At 55.8% G+C, this 16,110-nt stretch carries 12 protein-coding genes and 1 pseudogene; 4 read left to right on the top strand and 9 right to left on the bottom strand.

Going from position 1 to position 16,110, the window contains the following annotated elements:
* Positions 1-21: 21 nt before the first annotated feature.
* The 4 genes from V8Z74_RS06160 to V8Z74_RS06175 all read right to left on the bottom strand — a co-directional run bounded on the left by V8Z74_RS06160 (position 22) and on the right by V8Z74_RS06175 (position 4,618).
* The gene (locus V8Z74_RS06160; RefSeq protein WP_349708548.1) at positions 22-1,320 is read right to left on the bottom strand and encodes a tetratricopeptide repeat protein; all 1,299 of its coding nucleotides are present in this window, start codon (positions 1,318-1,320) and stop codon (positions 22-24) included.
* Between the two features lie 3 nt (positions 1,321-1,323).
* Entirely contained in the window at positions 1,324-3,144 is a 1,821-nt protein-coding gene (locus tag V8Z74_RS06165) for a CHASE2 domain-containing protein (protein ID WP_349708550.1), read from the bottom strand.
* A gap of 93 nt (positions 3,145-3,237) precedes the next feature.
* Complete coding sequence (locus tag V8Z74_RS06170) at positions 3,238-3,825, bottom strand: hypothetical protein (RefSeq protein ID WP_349708551.1); 588 nt, start codon at positions 3,823-3,825, stop codon at positions 3,238-3,240.
* A gap of 94 nt (positions 3,826-3,919) precedes the next feature.
* Positions 3,920-4,618: a FecR family protein gene (locus V8Z74_RS06175; protein WP_349708552.1), complete on the bottom strand. Its 699-nt coding sequence runs from the start codon at positions 4,616-4,618 to the stop codon at positions 3,920-3,922.
* Between the two features lie 314 nt (positions 4,619-4,932).
* Here V8Z74_RS06175 and V8Z74_RS06180 point away from each other — a divergent pair, with 314 nt between their 5' ends.
* A complete protein-coding gene (locus tag V8Z74_RS06180) occupies positions 4,933-5,604 on the top strand; it encodes a Crp/Fnr family transcriptional regulator (RefSeq protein ID WP_349708553.1) in 672 nt (223 codons plus the stop codon).
* On the top strand, positions 5,588-6,685 hold the full coding sequence (locus V8Z74_RS06185; protein ID WP_349708554.1) for an acyltransferase family protein: 1,098 nt from the start codon (positions 5,588-5,590) through the stop codon (positions 6,683-6,685). The genes V8Z74_RS06180 and V8Z74_RS06185 overlap by 17 nt, the downstream gene beginning before the upstream one ends.
* A gap of 91 nt (positions 6,686-6,776) precedes the next feature.
* Here V8Z74_RS06185 and V8Z74_RS06190 read toward each other — a convergent pair.
* The 3 genes and pseudogenes from V8Z74_RS06190 to V8Z74_RS06200 form a co-directional block, all read right to left on the bottom strand.
* Positions 6,777-7,528: pseudogene (locus V8Z74_RS06190) on the bottom strand (IS5 family transposase).
* Between the two features lie 224 nt (positions 7,529-7,752).
* On the bottom strand, positions 7,753-8,808 hold the full coding sequence (locus V8Z74_RS06195) for a GNAT family N-acetyltransferase (RefSeq protein WP_349708556.1): 1,056 nt from the start codon (positions 8,806-8,808) through the stop codon (positions 7,753-7,755).
* Positions 8,809-8,824: 16 nt separating this feature from the next.
* Positions 8,825-10,579 (bottom strand): PIG-L family deacetylase, encoded by a 1,755-nt coding sequence (locus V8Z74_RS06200; protein ID WP_349708557.1) that lies wholly within the window; start codon positions 10,577-10,579, stop codon positions 8,825-8,827.
* A 373-nt stretch (positions 10,580-10,952) separates the two neighbouring features.
* On the opposite strand from V8Z74_RS06200, the gene V8Z74_RS06205 reads away from it, so the two are divergent.
* On the top strand, positions 10,953-11,864 hold the full coding sequence (locus V8Z74_RS06205; protein ID WP_349708558.1) for a glycosyltransferase: 912 nt from the start codon (positions 10,953-10,955) through the stop codon (positions 11,862-11,864).
* Here V8Z74_RS06205 and V8Z74_RS06210 read toward each other — a convergent pair.
* Positions 11,837-13,099, bottom strand: coding sequence for an ABC transporter ATP-binding protein (locus V8Z74_RS06210; RefSeq protein WP_349708560.1), 1,263 nt, complete (start codon positions 13,097-13,099; stop codon positions 11,837-11,839). The two genes, V8Z74_RS06205 and V8Z74_RS06210, sit on opposite strands and share 28 nt — an antisense overlap.
* Positions 13,089-13,859 (bottom strand): ABC transporter permease, encoded by a 771-nt coding sequence (locus V8Z74_RS06215; RefSeq protein ID WP_349708562.1) that lies wholly within the window; start codon positions 13,857-13,859, stop codon positions 13,089-13,091. Before V8Z74_RS06215 ends, V8Z74_RS06210 begins: the two co-directional genes overlap by 11 nt.
* Positions 13,860-13,919: 60 nt before the next feature.
* On the opposite strand from V8Z74_RS06215, the gene V8Z74_RS06220 reads away from it, so the two are divergent.
* Complete coding sequence (locus V8Z74_RS06220; RefSeq protein WP_349708564.1) at positions 13,920-16,001, top strand: glycosyltransferase; 2,082 nt, start codon at positions 13,920-13,922, stop codon at positions 15,999-16,001.
* Positions 16,002-16,110: the final 109 nt, after the last annotated feature.

The following is a 16,110-nucleotide window of genomic DNA, read 5'->3' on the forward strand; positions in this document are numbered from 1 at the left end:
GGACGTCGCATTGCCAATGCGTTACCAACTACGCTTCCAACTCAGGCTGATGCCACGATCCTGCCATTGGTATAGGGCAAGGTTGCTCCAACGACGCGAGAGGTAGAGGCTGGAGCTCAAACGCCCCCCCAGCCATACCTCAGGCCATTGTTTCTCAAACGCGAGGTAGCCTGTCAACAATTGCCGCGCCTGATTGTGGCGCAACAAGGGGCTATAGCCTTTCAAGTCTTGCTGAGCATAGAGATAGCTCTGGACTTGCCACCCCTGACCGACCCCCCAATTTCCCTGGATTCCCGTGCGCACGGCGCTAGGAGTTGCATTGAGGCTGTATTCATACTCTGCCCAACCATCCAGCTGAAGGCTGACTTGGCCTTGCTGCCATTGACCCAATCCCGCCTGGACCCGTAACAGCAAGCCATGCCGCTGGCTCTGGTTTTCGGAAAAAACCCCCAGGCTGTATAGCGCCTGCGAAGTTGCGGCGACTCCGCGTGAAGGTGACCAAAGCACGCTGGCCACATCCCGGCGTGCACCATCCAGGCTCTGCTGGCTGGAGAGGTTCCAGAACAGTAGCTCAGACAAGCCCAGAGGCCCCGCCAATGCAATACGTGCACCGGTATGGGTTCCTGATAGATTGGCGCTCTGGGTGCCCAATAGCATTTCCAGTCCATTGGCCCAGCGTTGATAGAGTAAGGTATTGAAGGTGGTTGCACTTCGAGGCTTTTCACTGAGCGCAAGAGCCATATCACCATCGGGCAATGTCAGCGTGATGCTGTCGGCGCTGGAGCGCGCCATTGGATTGCTACTGCGCCCCACACTCCAGATGAGCTGAGTTACTGCTTGGCTGCCGTGCACAGCAGCATTCACCGCTTGTGCGGAGGCCCGGAGATCCTCATTATCCAGCATGGCCTGCAAACGCAGACGATGCCCCTCTGAAGTGCGTTCATCGTCGCGCAGCGTCTCAACCAAAGCCTTGGCGCTGGCGGTGCGGTCACGCACCGCCAAGACCATAGCCAGTTGCAGCATGGCTTCAGCGTCGTTGGGCTGATACATGAGAACGCGTTCGAGCAACAACTCCACTTCGAGCCATTGCTGTTGCTCAAGTGCTTTTTGTACTTGCGCATGGAGTATGCAAACCTCACGCGCCTGCTGTTCTTCGTCGCTACCCGCGGGTAAATCGTCACAAGAAGCAGGCACTTGCTGCGGTGCAATGGAGGGCGAAACCATGGATTGATCCATTTCCCACTCTTGTGCCATGCCATGATCGCCCCACAGCAGAAAAACGCCGCAAACCGTGGCGAAAGTAAATTGCTTGAGGCCCATGGATCAATTGACGGCGCGATATATGAGCCGAGCTCCAGCCTGTTCGAACAGCAAGAATTGCCCTAAAGATTGCAGAGCCGTATTGCCACTGGCTATCAAGGCCTGCGCCGCATTGGGTCCCAGCAAAATGGGGCCATCGAGCTCGGCACTGATGTCTAAAATACCAATCACATCGTTAGCCGCCGGCCCCAGCAACACACTGCGCCGCCCTCCCTGTGCTCCGACAACGCCCAGGAGATAAGAGCCGCTTTCCATGGCTGCATAGAAAAGTAGAGGAGCTTCCTCCAAGGCGTTGTGTTCGAGGATTGGCTCCAGCTGGCGATGCAACTCTTGCATACAGGCCAAGGCCTGGGCACATGCACTGGCATCAGGCCAGCTCATATAAAGAGTATCGCCCTGCGCATGTTCTAGTTGTCCACCATATTGGAGGGCCGTGCGCAGTGCGGTAGTGTGTACTGCATGGATCAAAGCCAAGGATTGCAGGCTGTCAACGCGCCCGACCCAGCGTGCCAATCCATCTACACGCGCTGCTGCCAAGACACCAGTATGAGATTGGCCCAAGCTTTGTCCTGTCGGCAGTTGGGTCGCAATCTGCTGCGCCAAGCGTGGAGGAAGAAAGCTCTGCAGATGCTGAGCCAATGCTTGCGTCTGGCGGCGCAGCAACAGCATTAACAGCGCCAAAATCACCATCGCGTAGGCAAGCAGCGCCAACACAGGAGCAGTAATTGGAAACACAGCGCCAAGCACTGCTCGTCCCGCCCAAGCCAAGCCAATAGGTGCAAGCAAACCAATCGCAAGCCCTGGCACCAATGCCGTCAGCTTGTAGCCTGTGCGAGAGAACGGGATGAGCCAGAGTCCGGCCAGCATGGTTATGATGGCAGCCATTAAGGCTGGTGCGCGCGGCAAATTGGCACCCCAACCACTGCGGGGACCAATAGCTGCAGCCAATAATTCTGCGTGCACGCTGACACCAGGTGCCCCAGGATGAAAGGGGGTACTGACAATGTCGCGAGCCCCCAAGGCCGTGCCGCCAACAAGAACGATCTGCCCTTTGAGCGATGGCAGGCTAGGCTCATCCAGTAGCACACGGCTAGCACTGACGGCCGGCCATTGGGTATGAGGCCGCCGGTAAGGGATATTCAAGTAGCCGTCTTGGTCAATCGCAAACTGCCACTCCCCTCGCTCCAACCAATGGGCGGGCTCCCAAGGCCATTGACCTTCTCGCATCTGCCAAGGCTGCAGCGGTTCACTAGCTTCCGCCGCAGCCAAAGCCAGCTGCGAAATGCGCAAGTTCTCCGAACCAGCCTGAAGGCAGAGCACTGCAGGCAAACGACGCAGGCGGCCGTCCACATCCGGTGTAGCCGCCAAATGTCCGGCCTTTGCTTTTGCAAGTGCAGGAGCCATGCCTAGATAGCCACGTATCTGAGCATGTTTGGAGCACAGACCAGGGGCAGTCGTATCGTTACCAAGCTGCCCCTCATGTGGAGGGTTGTTGACCAATGCATCAAGAACTGGAACCACCCCAATCACTGCATCAGGGCGCACCATTTCTGCTGTCAACCGAGCATCGGAGGAGGTGGCATGGGAAAAAAACATGTCCCAAACTTGCAGCCGTGCTCCCTTTTCCCTCAGGTTATGCGCCAGTTCTGCAATGACTTCACGCGACCAAGGCCATGGGCCAATTTCCTGCAAGCTGCGCTCATCAATATCAATGACAGTGATGCCGGCTGGAGCCTCATGCACCGGCTGCCAACTACTGAGCAAGTCATGAATCTGCCCATCTGAGCGCTGTGCCAAGCCCAAGGTGGAGAGCCATGCGGCCATGCCCCCCGCAAGCAATAGCATCAGCCACACCCAGCGCTGCACCCCTCCTGCGGGAGCCGCAACCGCTCTATGAAGCTCCACGCAATCCTCGTCTTATTTTTTGTTCCACAGCGTAATGCCTTTATAAGCGCCACCTGTAGCATCAACCTGAAATAGGTATCCTGCCTGAGCACCGTCTAGGCTAAGTGCACCCGCCACTCGCTGAGTAGGCGTACGCCCCAAAAAAATACCATCCGTATTAATGGTTCCATCAACTTGCAGTCGTTGGCCAGGCAGACCAGCTGTACTGATATTCATGCTGGTCTGGAACTGAGAACGGCCGAAATTCACCTGCAGCCGAGCATCGCTAAGCAGCGCTGTCTGCACATTTCCTGCAGTTGATGTGTAGTAGCCCTCTCCAGCGGTCAGCGCGAAGTTGGCCGTACCATTGAGACCTGCCGCCATAGGAGTCCCCGCCGCACCTTCACGCCACAAAGCATAGGCCAGGGGCTCACCTACAGTCACCGCACGGCCAGCGCTCGCGTTAGCGTAGGAAAGAGGAAGCGTCAACGGCAGTGATTTAGGGTTTTCATATGACTTACCCCAAACCAAAGTGGTGAACTGTTTTTCTGGCAGCTCCACAACACGGTCTGGAACATCCGGCTTCCCGCTCCCCGCGGGAGGCAGTTCAGGCTTCGTCAAAGTGAGCCCTGCCCAATCTGAGCTTTGAGCAGTTTGCACAGATGCCGAGGCTCGGGTCACAAGCACTGATGTGGATGCACTTGCATCATCAGAGTTACCTGCTGAGGTGCGTGTCTGATTCTTGGCAACTGCCCCTCCCCCCCCCCGCGGAAGGAGCCAGTTGAATACTGAAGGATTGCTCCAGCTCGGCCAGCTTCAGAGCGTGTTGCTCTAAGTGGCCTTCGCCATAGGCCATGAGATATCGCCCTTCACCAGCCTTACTCAGCACCGGCTCTTGTGGAGCCAACCTGGATTGAACTGTGATAGCTCCCTCATGTACATAGGTACGTACTGCCGTATTGTCAGCCTTGGCCAGAAAATCAGTGCCGCGCACACCAATCGCCGCAACAGGCGTGTTGAGATGATAGCGCTCGGGTTGTCGCTTTGCAGCCTTGCCTGAGATCTGCCGCATCGTCCCCTTGAGAAGCTCAAGCTGCAGATCGGAATCAGCGCCGACCGTATCGTATTTGTATTTGCGGATAAGAAGCTCGGATCCTGAACGCAGTGCCACTCGCCCCTCATCGACGAAGACCACCATGACCATGCCATCCTCACCGGTCACAAGGCGGTCACTTTCATGCAAGTTCAAGCCCCGCTGTACTGGCAAAGCTTCTCCATTGGAGCGGACAAGAGACACCTGCCCGACCACAAGGCTGACATACGCAACCGCAGGCAGCCTTTCTTTTGCAAAGCCAGCGCCTGAGCCCAAGGCCCATGCCGCAGCTAAAACAACGAGGGTAGCCTGAGTTTTCATGGGACCTACTCCTTTGCACATCACACGCACTGCACGAAGGCTTAGGCACTTCCGTGTCGTAGCAGTTCTACTCTTAATAACGGCATTCTACGATGCTCCCTATAATGCCAGTCTTCACTGCGTTACTTACTGTGCCGACATGCGCCCTACTCCCTATGACACAGGAGAGAACGCGCTCACCGAACTTGGTAGTTGAGCTTCACCAACATAGAATTTCTTGCTACACGCCGTCACATCGTCAGGTGCTGCCTCTAGAAGTCCCGCTGCTTATGAATGTGTGCCTATAGATCCTATGCACAATAAAAGGATATAGCGTGGCGATTTCACAGCTGGCGCTGGCTCCCTGTCGTTTTTTTGCCTCAGCGCCCCCTGCCGCCTTGCAGTTTGCTGCAGCGCACATGGAAATGCGTCACTTGCGTAAGCGTGAATTGCTAGGAGACATACAACTACCATTTACAGGGTTCGGTGTAGTTTTGCAAGGCTCCATGCAGGCCGTGGATATGACCATGGACGGCAAGGAGGTCGCACTATTGAGTGTGCAGCCCTACGAAACATTTGGACATATAGGCTTGTTAGCAGAGCAACCGCTGGCACTGACCTGGGTCGCCACAAGCACTTCCACAACGGTCGCCTTGATGCCTGAAGACAGAGCTTTGCAATTGATGCAATTCCCTGAACTGGTTCTGCAACTCGCCCGCTCCACCAGTCAGCAGGTATGTGATTTGTTGAGCTGGCAAAAGATTCAAGCCATACATCCGGTCAGCGCCCGTGTATGTGCCTGGCTGCTGCATCATGGCAGGCAGCAAATGGAAATGCAGTTACCAACCCATGCCGAATTAGCATGGCGGCTCAATACAACACGCGAATCTGTGACTCGCGTTCTGCAAAAGCTTCTCACAGATCAAGTACTGCAACGTGATGGAGATACATGGCGTATTACCTCTCCAGAAACATTAAAGGATTTAACCCGTGGCAGTGAACGCTGACATTCCTCGCTCGTCTTTTTGGGCTGTGGAGGCTTGGCGAGGACTTGCAGCCTTGATGGTGCTTTGGGCGCACTGGGGGCCGCCGCTTCACTGGCCCATGGGCCCCATGACATTTGCCTTTACAGGAGTCGACCTCTTTTTTGTACTGAGCGGCTTTGTGTTTGCCCCAGTAGTGATGGCAGGCCATCCACCTGCACTTAAAGCTTATGTTATACGCCGGATTGCCCGGATCTATCCAGCCTATCTTATTGCCTTGGCCTTATATGCATGGCTTGCTTGGCATGCGGGCAAACCGTTGCTGTATTTACCCGAGCATTTACTGATGGCACAGATGCAGTCGCGGGAAATGGTATTTTATTACAATCCGGTATTCTGGAGCCTTCCATCGGAAGTGGCTTTTTATGCCGCAATCCCATTTTTAGCTTGGTGGCTGGGTAAAAACGGTAGTGTACGCTGGCCTTGGGTATTTATACTGGCCTTGATTTTACGGTTAATTTTAATCTATCCCGCAGATGGATCCACTCAAAACCTAGCCTATATTTTCCTCCACCATCTCCCTGGGCTATTGATCGAATTTTTACTCGGTATCGTCGTGTGGCAGTGCAGCCAACGACCAGCCCCAACCAGATATATTTGGCTATCTTGGTTGACATCCCTGCTTGGCTGGTTAGTGCTGGCAGCAATATTTATTAAAATGGAGCGCTTATCCGGGGGAAGCTACTGGAAAAATGGGCAGTTGGGATTGATTGCTGCAGTATTTTTTGCTCTCGCACTTTGGGGAAGTGTAGCCCTCCCTTCTCCTTCTCCCGGCAGCAAGCTTTGGCTCTACGGCGTTTGGAGCGGCAAGTTAAGCTATGCTGTTTATCTATTACATATCGCTTGGCTGAAGCCCGCACAGGCCTTAGTCAATGCTTGGGGCATGCTCGCAGGTTCAGCCTTGGCCCTCACGGGACTTGGATTAAGTTGCTGGTTGATGCACATGCTGGTGGAAGAACCCGCACGGACAATGGGACGTCGCTTAGGCAATCGCATGCAAGCTAGGCGTCAGTGGACTCAATCCACATCAGATAACAATTTATGAGTACAGCAGCCCTACATTGGGATGAATGGCAAAAACAACGGAAATGGAGCGACCCCTTTGATCTGAGAACAGGCATGCCCTCTTAGTGTGGCTAACACCACCTGTCCACGAAGCGTGCACAGATGATCGCTGCCGCCAATTTCAGCAGTGCTTCGTGAATATCCAGCCGTCGTTCAAAGCGGATTCTCAGCTTGCCAAAGCCTGCAAACCAGCTGTGCGTCCGCTCCACCACCCACCGGTGCTTGCCCAGCCGCTCATTGCTCTCAATGCCTCGTCTGGCAATCCGACCAATGATGCCCCGCTGCCTCAGGTGGGATCGGCATCGCTTGAAGTCGTAGCCTTTGTCGGCGTGCATCTTGGCGGGTCTTTTACGGGGACGACCTGGCAAACCTGCAATCGCAGGAATCGCGTCCACGCACTTTTCGAACATCTTGGAATCATGCTTGTTCGCGCCGCTGACCAAGATCACCAGAGGAATGCCTCTGGCATCTACAACGATGTGTCGCTTGGAGCCGAGCTTGCCTCTGTCCGTGGGGTTAGGGCCCGTTTCCTGCCCCCGGGGGGCTTGGTACCAAGGAGCCATCAATGCTGGCCCGGCTCCAATCGATCTGGTCATGCTCACGCAAGCGAGTCAGCATGACCTGGTGCAACTGCTCCCAGACACCAGCGGCATTCCAGTTGCGCAGGCGCAGCCAGCAAGTCATGCCGCTGCCGTACCCAAGGGATTGGAGAAGGTCTTCCCATGGAATGCCTGTTTGCAGCACAAACAGGATGCCGTTAAGGGCTGCCTCATCGCTGACTGCGAGCTTGCGCGCACCGTCTTTGGCAGAAGGCTGGGATCAGGGGTTATAGCTGTCGCCACAGTTCTTTGCTTACGGGTCGTCGTGCCATGAGGGCAGCGAGCATAACTGCTTTGCTAAGGCCTCTGATCAAGTGGTGTTAGCCACTCTTAAACAGGGGCTTTAGAATCATTGTTGCCGCCTCCATTCCTTTACCTATTCTATATAAATGCTGGGTGCCCCGAATAATCGGTCGCTAAACTTCAGCAAGAGGGGTACCACAGTTGTTCAAAAAACGTCTGTATCACCTGGTTGGAAGTCCGGAGATGGCCAGTTTATATGAAAAGGTTGCCCTAAAACTTCCACCGCATGGATGGGGGTTGATACCGCGGGAACCTGGCTTTGCGCAAGCCAACTAATCCAGCCTTTTTTCGACTCCGGGCTGGAGATTGGCAGCAACTGTAAAGCCTCATTAATTTGTTCAGATGACAGACAGCTATCCACAACCGTAGGTTGTGGCTGCATACGCGTCACCAACCATCCCACGAGCTTACTCCCCTTTCTAAGCCCCCAAAGAGTATAAAGGGATTGATTATCATCCAAATTTTGATGAGGATGCATCCAATAACGCCAGCGAATGTAGGCTGCATTTTTAATAATTTTCGGCACTAGAGAATTACTTTTATCATACCGTTGCCAAACGTCAGCCAATGCTGAATCCATTTGCAAAAAATCCGCTTCTTGTATGTGCTGCATATGCAGTTTCCAAGGATTGAGATGACGCAAGAAATTTTTTATCAAAAAACCATCAGATTGCACCGATACAGTCCGGTATTCATTGCATACCAGTAAGCGTCGATATACTCCAATACGCTCTCCCAAATTAGCTGGTCGTACCCCAGGGAATCCATACATATACAGCGGCGGCTGCGTACATGGACTATGTGCCAACTGCCTCAATGCATAATTCATTCGTAAATATGTACTATGAGGCCCTATACCTGCTCGATATTCCGGGTGAAGCATGACATCGCATACCTGCCCCATACGCAGCGCCTTACCATCACGCATACCCGGCAGCACCAGCACGCCCATATGCCCGATCATGCGCTCCGTTTCCATGTGCTCCACCACTACGCCAAAGCTGCAGGCACCGGGTCCTTGCAGGTATTTCCACTGCCAGTACGAGGGTGCCATGGATTGATGGAAAACTGTCTCGAAAAGCTCGCACACCGCCGGGACATCGGTGCGTGGATCGAGCCTGCGATATCTGATGCCATCGAGTTCGACCGCATTGTTGTAATCACGGAGGTCGACAGCGAACTGCAGGTCGGGATCAATCATAGTCTTAATGAAATATCTAGCGATGCAAGCCCAACATGCGACGCAGTGCTCTGGCCAAGCGTACAGGACGAGATTGCTGCAATAGCTCCAAGCTACGTTGGGCCAAATTCCATTCAGCCTGGATGTGCAGGCACTGCAGCTCGGTTTGCTGCAAACGTTGCTGCGTCTCCTGCAGTTGCAACTGCGCTTGACTCAATTGCGCATTGAGTTGTGCTCGGTCACGGCATGTCTGTTCGTGCGCCAGCTCGGTTTGATTAAGTGCCAGCGCATGCCAAGCCAATACTTCACTTTGCTGATCCGAGCCCCACCTGAGCGCATGCTGCTTCAGTATGCGCAGATGCCAGCGTGCCCAGTGGTTAGCATGCTGGGGATCACTCAGATGAGAATCACCTAGGCCCTGACGATAGATGGCACTGACACCCGGGACATGTACAAAGCGTCCTTGCTGGCTGAGCTGGCACCAGAAGTCCCAATCCTCAAGCACAGGCAGATCTTCATCGAATCGAGCCCGCGTTTGGGCCACCGCACGCAGACGGAACAATACTGCATGGATGGGCAGGTAGTTGATGCCGCGCAATCGCCTTGCATCCCAGGGGAGGTCATAGTCGCGCAGCCACTGGCCGTCCACACCTTCCACACGCACGCCGGTGTAAGAGGCCACAGCCTGTCCGTCGGATTGCAGGGCGTTGACCAGGCGGTCGATATGGCCGGGTTCCAGCAGGTCGTCGTCATCCAGGAACAGGGCGAAGTCCCCTTGCACCGATTGCAGTCCCAGATTGGCAGCCGCCGAGCGGCCCAGAGGCTGCAGTCCCCCGTCAGCGCCGAGGCCGGGGTCTATGACGCGCAGGCCCATTCGCTGCGCCGGATAGGGTGGTATGGGATGATCCCCGCCGCTCGCATTGATGACCAATACCTCGATATTGGCGTAGGTTTGCTGCGCGATGCTGACCACCGCCTGGAACAGGCTTGGGCGGTTCATGCTACGGATCAGTACGCTGACCAGAGGCTGCTGGGCCGGCTCGCTGGCCAACCCCAGTCGGTTGCGCTGCAAAGGCCAGTAGGCCAGCTCAGCCATGACGCTAGCCTGGTGCAGGGCTTGGGAAGGCAGATGCCAAAAGGCTTCGGCAGCCTGCATGTCGGCTTGACCGAAAGCACGCAGTTGCGCCATGTTTTGCGCCAGGCGCAGATAGCTATGGCGTTCTTCCTGGGAGGCGAAGCAGGCCAGAGCCTGCCACTTGCGCTCGGCTTGCTCGGAAATATCGACCAAAACGTTGGGCTGGCTGGGCGCACCGACTTCGTAGAACAGAATTTCTACGGGGCTGGCCAGGCCGCGAGCAGCGGCCATGCCAGCCAAGGCCAGGACCTGATGGTCGGGATGGGGCTCGGTCAATGCCGGCAGCAGCAGCCAGTGCACGGATTGCTGCTGCAGGGTTTGGGCAATGCGTTCGATCAGAGGCAGGGCGTAGCGCAGCTGGCGATCCGGCAACTGCCAGCATCGGGGTTCTGGCAAGCCCAGCACTTGCGCTGCGGCGCGAGATTCCGCCAAGCGCGGATTCATCATCCCTTCGCCCAGTTCCACGCCCGCCTGACCTGCGGTGACAATCACCGACTCTACATGTAGTCCTTCGCTCTGGGCTTTCAACAGCAGGCCGGCACAGCCCAGCACTTCGTCGTCGGGGTGGGGAGCAAGGCATAGCATATTCTGCCCAGCCTGCAGGTTCAGCCTCCCCAGAGCGTAATCGGGCGTATCTTTGGCGTATCTGTCGAGCATGCTGAATTGTAAGATCCATGGGAGACGACTATGGATTTCGTTCCCTGGTTCGGTGTCCTGGAGTTGTATTGCGTTGAAACGTCTTATCTATCTATCACCTGTTCCATTGAATAGTCCGTCGCAACGGCCACACCATTTCGTGGAGTGGGCTCACTCACGCCTGAATTGCACGGTGTACTGGATTGAGCCTTACCCCGTGCGCCTACCGCGCCTTTCTGATATTCGCCGTGTGCTGTCGCATGCACATACTCAGCGCTCAAACCTGGGCCCAGACTGGCGAGCTGCGCCCTGGCTGCAGGTGCTGCAGACGCCCAGCCTGCCTCTTGAGCCTCTGCCTTGTGGCGCGGCCTTGATTGGCCGACTGCAGCGCTCCGTGCGCCAACAATTGCAGGTTCTGCTGAACGACCCGGACACCTGGCTGGTTGTAGGCCGCCCCAGCGGAATGGCACTGGCCTTGTGCAAAGCACAAAACGGACACCGAGTGCTCTATGACGTCATGGACGATATGGCGCAGTTCAGCCACGGAATTTCGCAGCGCTGGATGGAGCATGCGCATCAATGCCTGCTGATACAGGCCGAGGCGGTCTGGGGGTCTTCCGAGAGGATTGTGCAATCACTGCAGGGGCTGACTCGGGCTCCTGCAACGCTTGTGCGCAATGGCACGATTCTGCCATCGGAGGCTGTTTTCGAGCGCAACCTGGGCATGGGCACTGCGGCCCACGCCCAAGCTCCATTGGTGCTGGGGTATGTGGGCACGCTTGCCGCCTGGTTCGACTGGCAAGCGCTGCGCCACCTGGCCAATGCGCTGCCGCAAGCACAGTTCCATATCTATGGGCCGCTGGAAGGCGCCATGCCTCAGGCCCTGCCTCCCAATGTACAACTGCGGGGGGCGGTTCCGCACTCTCAGGTTTTCACGCTGATGAGCCGCTGGCATGCAGGGCTGATTCCTTTTCTGCACAACCAGCTGACGGAGTCGGTCGATCCAGTCAAATATTACGAATACCGAGCCTGCGGCCTGCCCGTTCTGAGCACGATGTTTGGCGAGATGCCTCATCATGCGACCGATGATGAAGGCGTATGGCCATTGGAAACCACGGAGCTGGAGGGCCTGGAAAAGCGCTTGCGCCATTGGCATGGAAAACTGGCCGAGCGACATGCTCAAGGTCTGCCGCTGGCCCCCGCCAATCTGCAGAGTGCGACCTGGTCGGCCAGGTTCGAGTCGGGGGCCCGGGATTGCGGTTGGCTCGCAGCAGCTTTTCAGGCGTCCATGGTATCCGATGCCTGACCGCTCCAGTCTCCAGGCATAAGCCATGCCCCTTGATGACTACCCGATGCCTTGAGTTCGATATGGGCAAAAGGGTCTACCCATTCATAGACATAGCGCATATTCTTGCATAGCAGATAGACGCCCACGCGGTAGCGCCCCTTGTTCAGGGGGATGTTCGGCAAGTCAAAGCGGACATGGGCATGTCCCTGCTCGTTGTAGGCCTCGATGGTTCCGCTCTCTGAGAAGGAAGATCCAATGATCTTTCCGCTGTCGGAGGAGATGACCACGGCCGCGCATGGGTGTGGCTCCTGTTCGCTGACCTGAAGGTGGATGTCGACCGCCAGATGGCTTTGCCCGCTATGACCATACAGCTCCTTGCCGGCAACGCCATCCAACGAGACTTCTGCGCGCAGCAAACGGACAAGTTCCGGTCGGGCTGCGCTGAGCAGGCCTTCTGCAACTTCGGGGTGTGCCTCGGTCTGCGCCTGCGGACTTGCCGGCCCCGGCACCTGGTTGAGAGAATCCAGAAATTCCTGATAACGCGGCACAATTTCTGTCGTGGGCCCGAAAGCGCAAATATTGCCTCTATCCAGCCATAGCGTGCGCTCACAAAACAGATCCACATGGAATAGCGCATGTGAACACAGCAGCAAGGCTGTACCTTTCTCGCGCAGTTGCATGACCCGATCAAAAGAGCGCTTGGCAAAGACGCCATCGCCCACCGAAAGAGCCTCGTCGACAATGAGTATGTCGGGGTCCACGCTGGTCGCTACCGAGAAGGCGAGTCGCACTTGCATGCCGCTTGAGTAGGTTTTCACAGGCATGTCCAGCGCGTCGTGCAGGCCGCTGAATTCAATGATGGAGTCCAGGCGCTGCTCCACTTGCTCACGGCTCAAGCCCATCGTAGCGGCATAGAGGTAGATGTTCTCGCGCCCAGTCGCCTCCGGGTTGAAGCCCGAGCCCAGCTCCAGCAAGGCGGCAACACGACCACTGGAGTGAACCTGTCCATGGCTGGGAGTTAGGGTGCCCGCCGCAAGCTGCAGCAGTGTGGACTTGCCAGCGCCGTTAAGCCCGACAATGCCTAGCGACTGCCCAGGATAGACCTCGAAGCTGAGATTTTGCAGGGCGGTGTAACCGCCCATGCTGTCGCGACCATGGCCACGCAGATGGCTCCAGAGCTGGCGCAAAGGGGTGCGCTGGGGCGGATAGGTTTTGCCGGCTTCGGCAAAGCGTAGGATAGGATTAGAGGACATCGGCAAACCCCGGCTGTACACGGGCAAAGAACCACCGCGAGAAAATCAACAGCACCGCAGCGGCCAGCATGTGCATGCCCCATTCACCCCAGTGCAGCATGTGACCCTGCATGAGCAGGCCACGCGCGGCTTCGGCAGTCCAGGCCAGCGGGTTGAGCGCCACCAGCCATTGCATGGCCTTGGGTACCATGGATGCAGGGTAAAAGATGGGGGTGAGAAACAGCAGCAGGCTGCTAATCGACGGAGCCAGGTGGCCGATATCGCGCAGGTAGACGCCCAGGGCGCCTAGCAGCCATGACAGCGCCAGGGCATATAGACAGAGTGGCAGCAGCGCCAGCGGCAAGACCCAGACCTGGAGATGCAGGTCGCGCCAGGCGGCAAACAGGCCGGCAATGCACAATGACAAAATCAGTTGCACTCCCGAGGCCCCCACAATGACTGCGGGCAGCAATGCCAAGGGAAAGCGAACCTTGGTTACCAGATACGGGTAAGACCAGATGCTGCCAGGGCTGCGGTTGATGACATCGGCCACAAAGGTATAAAGCGACAAGCCGATAAAAACTTGCAAGCCATATTCACCGGCAGATCCATCACCCACAGGCCAACGTATCTGAAAGAATTTATAGAACACCAGGGTGAACAGCAGTATATGCACCAACGGTTGCAATACGAGCCACCCGGCCCCTACCGCAGAGCTGCGAAAGCGCAGTTGCAGCTCGCGCAGCAGCCACTGGCGGTAAACATATATCCATTGGGTCATGACGTGTAAATTCCTTGTGGGCCAAGATGCACTGGGCTCGGCAATGAGACAATCGGACGGATGAGTACCTACGCTTTTCTGCAATCGCTATGGCGCAAGCTACCGCTTGCACCTCATCACAAGGCCCGTCTGCGTCAGGCACTGTTGCGTGCGTGGCCTGGACTGCAATCTTCGGCAAACGCCGCTACACCAGCGGCAATGAGCAGTCCGCTAAGCGCAGCCTCACAGAACTCGCTGGAACAGCTTTGCTTGCAACCCGGGCGATTCACGGCAGCCGGCCGAAGAGACTGGATTATCTTCGGAATTATTGGCTGGGACTTCCGCATCCAGCGGCCACAACACTTGGCTCGCGAACTGGCACAGGCCGGTGATACGGTCTTTTACATTGAGCCTACCTTCGTAGCAAACAGCCAACCAGGCTGCATGGTGCGGCAGCTTGACCCTGATCTGCCGCTATACGCTGTGCAGTTGCACCTTCAAGGTGCACCGCAGATCTACTTTGAGCCGGCAGACACAGTGCAGGCAGCACAGCTGCGTCTGTCAATGGCACATCTGTGGGCTCAATGGGGTATACAGGCATCCGTAGCGATCGTGCAGCATCCATACTGGGCCCCTCTGGCGCTGGCGATGCCCAACTCTCTGCAGATCTACGACTGCATGGATCACCATGAAGGCTTTGGCGGCATGCCCCCAGCTTTGGTCGAACAGGAACATGCCTATATGGACCGTGCTGACATCGTCACTGTAACATCACAGTGGCTGCACGACTGGGCGGCTTCCCAGGGGCGACAAGACGCGATCATTGTGCGTAATGGCTGCGATTACCAACATTTCCATGCATCACCAAAGTTGGAACACCAACCACAGGCACGGCGCAAGGTCATCGGCTATTTTGGAGCTATTGCTGAATGGTTCGATGTAGAGTTAGTGCAAAAGCTGGCACAGCGCTTCGATGATTGCGAAATTGTTCTTGTCGGCAACGATACAGTGCAAGCTGGGCGAGCCTTGGCGCACCTGCAAAATGTCCGCTTGGTCGGAGAGAAGCCTTACGCAGAATTGCCACAGTATCTACATAGTTTCGACGTATGCCTGCTGCCATTCCAGCGCATTCCTTTGACTCTTGCCACCAATCCTGTAAAGGTGTACGAGTACCTATGCGCAGGCTCTGAAGTGGTATGCACGAATCTGCCTGAAATCACCCAGTTTGGTGAGCTGGTGTACAAGGCTGATACGCATGAAGACTTCATTGCATCTGTGGAACTGGCATTGCATGCACCAGCAAATCAGACGATGCGAGCGCGCCGCAAGGCCTTCGCCCAAAGCCAAACTTGGGCTGAACGGGCACAACGACTGCGCGAAGTCGTGCAAACACTGCAACTGCCTTCAATCAGCGTGGTGGTCCTGACGTATAACAACTGGGCTTACACCGAAGCCTGCCTCAATAGCCTCTTCACGCGGACCGATTATCCAGGTTCTTTGGAAGTTGTAGTGGCAGACAATGCATCCAGCGATGAAACTGTAGAACGTTTGCAGGAATGGGCAGCTCGAGAGCCTCGCCTGAAGCTGGTTCTCAACGAAAGCAATCTGGGGTTCTCGGCCGGCAACAATACTGGCTTGGCAGCTGCTACAGGCGACTACCTCGTGATGCTAAACAACGATACTGTCGTAACACGTGGTTGGTTGCTGACTCTATTGCGCCATTTTCAGTCCGATCCGTTGCTGGGAATGCTGGGCCCTGCGACAAATCATATCGGCAACGAGTCCAAGGTACCTGTGCATTATGAAATGCTGGCACAAATGCCTGCCGCCTCAAGAGTATGGACGCTGGCGCACATGGGGCAACTTTACCCAATGCGAACGCTGGCTTTCTTTTGCGTAATGATGCCCCGTGCTGTATATGAGCGCGTTGGCCCTATGGACGAAACATTTGGGCGAGGATTTTTCGAAGACGATGATTATTGCCGTCGCATTGAACAACAAGGTTTACATCTCGCCTGCGCCGATGATGTCCTTGTGCATCATCGGCTTTCTGCCAGTTTCGATAAAGTGGACAGCAGCGAACGACGTGCTTTGTTCGAACGCAACAAAGCTTATTACGAATCCAAATGGGGCCCTTGGCAACCACATCGTTATCGCGAATAAAAGACATATACCAGAACTGCCAATGCAAATTGGTATCGAAAAATTCATTGCTTACGACATGGCATGAAGTTTCAAAAAGACTTGGCAAAAACTTATCCCTGACTGTATT

The sequence above is a fragment of the Comamonas sp. w2-DMI genome, from assembly GCF_040187735.1.
Classification (GTDB): Bacteria; Pseudomonadota; Gammaproteobacteria; order Burkholderiales; family Burkholderiaceae_C; genus Comamonas; species Comamonas terrae.

Excerpts from the sequence above, each read along its gene's own strand:
- V8Z74_RS06160 (WP_349708548.1), bottom strand. The coding sequence starts at position 1,320 with ATGGGCCTCAAGCAATTTACTTTCGCCACGGTTTGCGGCGTTTTTCTG.
- V8Z74_RS06220 (WP_349708564.1), top strand. The coding sequence starts at position 13,920 with ATGAGTACCTACGCTTTTCTGCAATCGCTATGGCGCAAGCTACCGCTT.
- V8Z74_RS06165 (WP_349708550.1), bottom strand. The coding sequence starts at position 3,144 with ATGGCCGCATGGCTCTCCACCTTGGGCTTGGCACAGCGCTCAGATGGG.
- V8Z74_RS06175 (WP_349708552.1), bottom strand. The coding sequence starts at position 4,618 with ATGAAAACTCAGGCTACCCTCGTTGTTTTAGCTGCGGCATGGGCCTTG.
- V8Z74_RS06200 (WP_349708557.1), bottom strand. The coding sequence starts at position 10,579 with ATGCTCGACAGATACGCCAAAGATACGCCCGATTACGCTCTGGGGAGG.
- V8Z74_RS06215 (WP_349708562.1), bottom strand. The coding sequence starts at position 13,859 with ATGACCCAATGGATATATGTTTACCGCCAGTGGCTGCTGCGCGAGCTG.
- V8Z74_RS06195 (WP_349708556.1), bottom strand. The coding sequence starts at position 8,808 with ATGATTGATCCCGACCTGCAGTTCGCTGTCGACCTCCGTGATTACAAC.
- V8Z74_RS06210 (WP_349708560.1), bottom strand. The coding sequence starts at position 13,099 with ATGTCCTCTAATCCTATCCTACGCTTTGCCGAAGCCGGCAAAACCTAT.